The organism is Arthrobacter sp. Leaf141 (assembly GCF_001424565.1).
Classification (GTDB): Bacteria; Actinomycetota; Actinomycetes; order Actinomycetales; family Micrococcaceae; genus Arthrobacter.
Map to the genome: position 1 here is coordinate 186 of NZ_LMOL01000042.1, position 5,063 is coordinate 5,248.

Genomic DNA, 5,063 nt, shown 5'->3' on the forward strand with positions numbered 1-5,063 from the left:
AAGGATGCTGGTTGGTCAGCTACGAATCCCGCTTCCGACCGCTTGACAAGACATAGAAGCGTCGGGGGAGAAGGGGAGTAGCTGGCTAAGTCCCATAGCCCCCTTACCTCGTGTCGATGAAACAAGGAGAACAACCCATATGACTGCAATCGCAGAAAACCCGGCCACCACTGCCGCGTCGGCGCTGGAATGGTTGGACCCGTCCACTCTCACGGTGGACGTGAACGTCCGCAAGGACGCTGCCCTGACCGCCTCCTTCGTGGCGAGCATCAAGGAACACGGCGTGATGGAACCGGTGATCGCCCACCGTAAGGACGACGGGACGGTGCACGTGCTGATGGGTCAGCGCCGGACCCGCGCCGCTGTCGAAGCCGCCCGCCCCTTGATCCCGGTCATGGTCATCGAGTCCCCGGAGGAAGCGGAACGGATCGTGACGCAGGTGGTGGAGAACATCCAGCGCGCCGCCCTGACCGAAGCGGACGAAGCCGACGCGTACCACCAGCTGTCCCTGATCGGCGTGAGCGTATCGCAGATCGCCAAGAAGACCGGCAGGACCAAGACCACCGTCGAGGACGCCCTGAAAGCGAAGTCCAGCACCGCCGGGGACACTGCACTGGGGAAGGGATGCACGATCGAAGAGGCACTGATCGTGGCCGAATTTGAAGACGACGAGGACGCTTCAGCTGAAATCGCGTCGGTTCTCGCTGATGAACCGGACCAGCTCCACCACGTGGCTCAGCAGTTGCGGGACCGCCGTGAACGCGCCGCCGCCCTCGCGGCCCTGAAAGCCGAACTCGAAGCCACCGGCAAGGTCATTGTCGAGGACGCCGGACACTACGCCGGGGAGGAAAACCTCTACGTCTCCGCCGCCCGCCGCCCCGATGGCGAAAACGCCACCGAGGACGACGCAAACGCCTACCTGATCACCCGCAACTGGCAAGGTGTGCACTCCGCGACACCAGTCATTACTGGATGGGAAGAACTGGGCTTCACCGCACGGCACGAACGCTACGACGGCGGAAGCACCGCGCAGAAAGGACCAATGACCGACGAGCAGAAGGCCGAGAGGAAAACCCTGATCGAAAACAACAAAAAGATGGAATCTGCGACGACTGTACGCCGGGAATGGGTGGCCGGGTTGTTGGGGAAGAAGCAGGCCCCGAAGGGCTGGCAGTACTTTACCGTCCACGCCATCACCCACCACTCCGAGGTTGCCAGCGGCTACGACGGCGAAGTGGCCGCGACCATGGCCGGGGCCAAAATCGAGGGAGAGAAGTCATGGGCGTGGAACCCGCTGAAGGATCACGTGGCCAAGACCACGGCCCGGCCCGAGGTTTACCTGATCGCCCTGATCTGCGCCGGGTATGAAAAGACCATCGCCAAAGACTCATGGCGGTCCCCGCACCAGTCCCACCGCGACTACCTCAACCAGCTCGTCACATGGGGATACACCGCATCGGAGACTGAAAAGATCATCATCGACAGCGGCAAGTAACACCCACCGGGCATAGAAAAACCCCGGACCCTAGATAACGCAAATATCTAGGCTCCGGGGTTTCTTCTCCCCACATTCTACCGGCCACCACCGGAAAAACCCAAGGTCAGCAGGGCCGGGGGAGCAGGGTGTGGAACCTTCGAAAACGCGGGCGGTCCGCCTCACCACGTGGCCGGCTCCCAGCGTGGTTACCACCGGCGGACCGCCGTTCACACGCGACACCCGCCGGCTATGCCCTAGGTACAGCGCATGGGAACCGCGACCGCATCACTTCGACCTCACGCAGTGGCAACAGGAATCGCCGCACAATGGTTGCGGAAATTACCCGCGCCCGGCTTACCGTCAGAATGTGGCCATAAGACCAGCTGTCTTTAAATGCCTGGAGCCCGCGTCAACGGGCTCCAGGTTTCCTTGGATAGTCCAACGAACCGTCGTCGGACATTCAAGGTGTCTAATCCAATACATCGCCTACGTTATGCCCTACGGAGCGCCACCGGTAGCAAAACCGCACGCAAACGGTTCCGAAAGTTTGCGAAAGGAGCCGTGATGAAAAGATCCAAGGCTCGCAAACCCCCCTGGGGAATGCTCTCCTTCGTGGTTAACGTCCTTCGTCTGATGTTGACGATCATCCACCTCCCGCTCGACTAACTCGTTGGCCGGAGGGGCGGCTATGCCGACCCCTCCGGCCGCTCGACCCTGCAACGCCAGGTAACAGAACCCCTCGACACACCTGGGCACGGCAAAAGCTCAACCCCTCCGGGCTTTTCCCGCGCACAGGGGGACGACGGGACCTAAAAGGCCGGCTGACCACAACCGCCAGGACACCACCAGCACCGCATCTCACCACCGGGGCCGGCGGCCATGGACAGCCTCCAACCGCGGGGGGTACTCACAAACACAAAAGCTGCCGTGGACGACAGGATGAGGTCCGGGGCCGGGTACGTGCCGCCAGTTCCCCAGGGGCAGGGTGGCCGGGTCTTCAGGCGGCTCTGTTCTGAGGACCAGGAACGGGGCGGCCAAAGCCGGAGAGCTGACGGAAAAGCCTTGGCAAATTCCCTAGAATAAAGGCTGAAAGACCTACTCATTCAGTTGAATGATTGGTAGAATAGAGGTATCAAGTCAAGCAGTCGAACGCAACTAAAACTCATACGAAACCAGGTACTGAAAATGACTTCCACCATCAAAGCCTCCCCCGGGGAACGCGGCAGCTCTCGTGACGGGGTGCCGGCCGTAACTGCCAAGTACACGGTCTACACCAAGCCTGAATGCCCGAACTGCGATAAGACCAAGGCCTACTTCGAGGCCAAGGGCATCACTTACACGGCGGTGGATATCACCGAGAACCCCGCCGCCCTGGAATACATCACGGGAGACCTTGGCTACTCCCAGGCCCCCGTCGTTGTAAACAACGCCGATGACCAGGACCACTGGTCCGGCCTGCGCCGCGACAAACTCGTCACCGCCACCATGAATCACGCCCGGGAAGGGATTACAGCATGAGCATCAGCCAGGAAACCATAACCGCAATCTTCGACCGCGCCGAAGTCGAGCCCAGGCGCCGGGAAGACCCAGAGCTGCTGGGAGCCGCCTACGCCATCGCCTTCATCAATGACGCGGAAGAAGGACCGGAAGCAAGGCTCTACGACTCGTCAGTGACCCTGTTCAGTGACGAGGAAGGCCGCTACCCCTACCAGGCTTCAACGAGTGCGATGCTCGAGGAGGTCTATATCGCACGCATGTGGCGCCGGAGCAGCGACCTTGAGTGGGCAGAGATAGAGGCGCTGGAAGCCGCAGCCGATGACTGAGGTAACGGTGGGGGACCGGTTCGCCATGAGTCCGCGACGGATTACTGACGCGGACTGGTTCGGTCTGGAAGCGAACGAATCAGGGACCGTCAACGTCCCCTTCGAGGACCCGTACCAGGGGGATGGCTACCCGGAGTATGCCGGGGAAACCCCGGGCAAGGCGCCGGTGATCATGTCCGGGGAAACGACCGTCACGATCATCGGGAACCTCACCGCCGACCCGCAGCTGCGCTACACGAAGGCCGGCGCGGCCGTTACGAACTTCACCATCGCCACCACACCCCGGACCACCGCGGGATTGGGGGACGATGGGGATCCCGTGGAGACGATGTTCCTGCGGTCCACCCTTTGGCGGGAAGCGGCGAAGAACGCCGCCGCGTCGCTGGCCAAGGGCGCCCGCGTCATAGCCAGCGGCCGGATCAAACCCCGCACCTATGAGACGAAGACCGGCCAAAAGCGCACCGTCCTGGAACTGGAAATCGACGAAATTGGGCCCTCGCTGCGCTACGCGGCCGCGAAGATGAACCGCACCGAACATAGCCCCCAGGACAGCCGAACTCCGGGCCCCGGAACCGCCATGTAAACCCGCTGCCCGTGTCGTGGACGGCATGTACGCTGACCCCAACAAGACCACTGACCAACCTTCTGAGCATCAACAAAGGACAAGACAAATGACGCATGCAGATGACCTCCGAGCCTGGGCAAAAGGTTCGTACACGACCGAGGCGGCCACGGAGCTGCTGCTCCGTGCTTTCGGCGGCCGCTTCGCCGCCGCCGGCCAGCCATGGGTTACCCCGGCGGGCACCAGCCCCGAGGGGTATGAGGAGAACGCGTGGATCAACTTTCGCGAGCTGGCGGCCGAGGCTGACAGCGGCGCTTACTCCGGTGGGGAGCGCCGGTTCCTGCTGCTTGCCGCGTCGCTGGTCGAGGACGTTCCTGTTGTCCTGGGCGATGTGGTTCCCGGTCTGGACCGGGTGAACCTGGACCTGGTTCTCGCCGCGGTTGCCCACGCCGGCGGCAGTCACCAGCACTCGAATATTGAAACCAAAGAGGACGGTTCCATGGTGCTGCACCGCGGGTACCTGGATGCCCTTTACCCGTGGCCGCAGGCTTCGCCCGCGGCCAGCTAGAGCCGGCGGTTTAGTCGCATGGCCAGGGAGAAGAAGATCGCGGCGTTCACCCCGTACTACACGGAGGAACAGGCTGACCAGGTGCGGGCCGCTTTCGTGGAGGCCGGCAAGCCGGCCGAGGGGGATGCGAGCTTGTCGGACTTCATTGTCAGGGCCACGATGCGCGAGGTGAAACGCCTGCAGCGCAAACACAACAACGGCAAACCGTGGCCGCCGGTAAAGGCCGGCGGGCTGCGCCGCGGACAACGCACCCGTGATGAACTCCAGCACCGGGACGAAGGGAAGTAGCCGTGGCGAAGCGGACCGATGACGTGAACCACACCGAGGTTCCGGGACCGGCAGGGTTACCGAGGATGCTGACCCTGGACCAGGTCCAGGAGGTACTGAACGTCAAGAGTTCCCTGGTCTATTCTTTGGTCCGCAGCGGGGAATTGCCCGCGGGACAATTCGGCGGCCGCGGCATCTGGCGTGTGCGGGAGAGTGACCTGGTCGCATACATTGACGCGGCGTTCGCGAAGACCGCTGAGCGCATCGCGGCCGGACAGATCCCCGAGGATCACGTCCCCTCCGAGGACTAGAAAAGAAATAGCAGGAAGGCCGGCGGGCACACCAAAAAGACGGTGTGCCCGCCGG

7 protein-coding genes are annotated in these 5,063 nt (G+C 62.6%); all 7 read left to right on the forward strand.

All coding sequences use genetic code 11. From position 1 onward, the window contains the following. Positions 1 to 139: 139 nt before the first annotated feature. The 7 genes from ASF72_RS18230 (at position 140) to ASF72_RS18260 (ending at position 5,008) form a co-directional block, all read left to right on the forward strand. Entirely contained in the window at positions 140 to 1,495 is a 1,356-nt protein-coding gene (locus tag ASF72_RS18230; protein WP_056601210.1) for a ParB/RepB/Spo0J family partition protein, read from the forward strand. Positions 1,496 to 2,662: 1,167 nt separating this feature from the next. Next, positions 2,663 to 2,995 carry a glutaredoxin family protein gene (locus ASF72_RS18235; protein ID WP_082484550.1) on the forward strand — a complete coding sequence of 111 codons (333 nt, stop codon included), beginning with the start codon at positions 2,663 to 2,665 and terminating at the stop codon, positions 2,993 to 2,995. Next, positions 2,992 to 3,300 (forward strand): hypothetical protein, encoded by a 309-nt coding sequence (locus ASF72_RS18240; RefSeq protein WP_056601212.1) that lies wholly within the window; start codon positions 2,992 to 2,994, stop codon positions 3,298 to 3,300. Before ASF72_RS18235 ends, ASF72_RS18240 begins: the two co-directional genes overlap by 4 nt. Continuing rightward, positions 3,293 to 3,883: a single-stranded DNA-binding protein gene (ssb, locus tag ASF72_RS21235; RefSeq protein WP_056601213.1), complete on the forward strand. Its 591-nt coding sequence runs from the start codon at positions 3,293 to 3,295 to the stop codon at positions 3,881 to 3,883. Before ASF72_RS18240 ends, ssb begins: the two co-directional genes overlap by 8 nt. 88 nt (positions 3,884 to 3,971) lie before the next feature. Further along, on the forward strand, positions 3,972 to 4,430 hold the full coding sequence (locus ASF72_RS18250; RefSeq protein ID WP_056601214.1) for a hypothetical protein: 459 nt from the start codon (positions 3,972 to 3,974) through the stop codon (positions 4,428 to 4,430). A gap of 18 nt (positions 4,431 to 4,448) precedes the next feature. Then, positions 4,449 to 4,718 (forward strand): ParB family protein, encoded by a 270-nt coding sequence (locus tag ASF72_RS18255; protein ID WP_056601215.1) that lies wholly within the window; start codon positions 4,449 to 4,451, stop codon positions 4,716 to 4,718. Positions 4,719 to 4,720: 2 nt separating this feature from the next. Then, a complete protein-coding gene (locus ASF72_RS18260) occupies positions 4,721 to 5,008 on the forward strand; it encodes a helix-turn-helix domain-containing protein (RefSeq protein WP_056601216.1) in 288 nt (95 codons plus the stop codon). Positions 5,009 to 5,063 lie beyond the last annotated feature (55 nt).

Bases quoted from the DNA above. Each gene is read 5' to 3' on its own strand.
- ASF72_RS18230 (WP_056601210.1), top strand. From the start codon at position 140: ATGACTGCAATCGCAGAAAACCCGGCCACCACTGCCGCGTCGGCGCTG.
- ASF72_RS18235 (WP_082484550.1), top strand. From the start codon at position 2,663: ATGACTTCCACCATCAAAGCCTCCCCCGGGGAACGCGGCAGCTCTCGT.
- ASF72_RS18240 (WP_056601212.1), top strand. From the start codon at position 2,992: ATGAGCATCAGCCAGGAAACCATAACCGCAATCTTCGACCGCGCCGAA.
- ssb (WP_056601213.1), top strand. From the start codon at position 3,293: ATGACTGAGGTAACGGTGGGGGACCGGTTCGCCATGAGTCCGCGACGG.
- ASF72_RS18250 (WP_056601214.1), top strand. From the start codon at position 3,972: ATGACGCATGCAGATGACCTCCGAGCCTGGGCAAAAGGTTCGTACACG.
- ASF72_RS18255 (WP_056601215.1), top strand. From the start codon at position 4,449: ATGGCCAGGGAGAAGAAGATCGCGGCGTTCACCCCGTACTACACGGAG.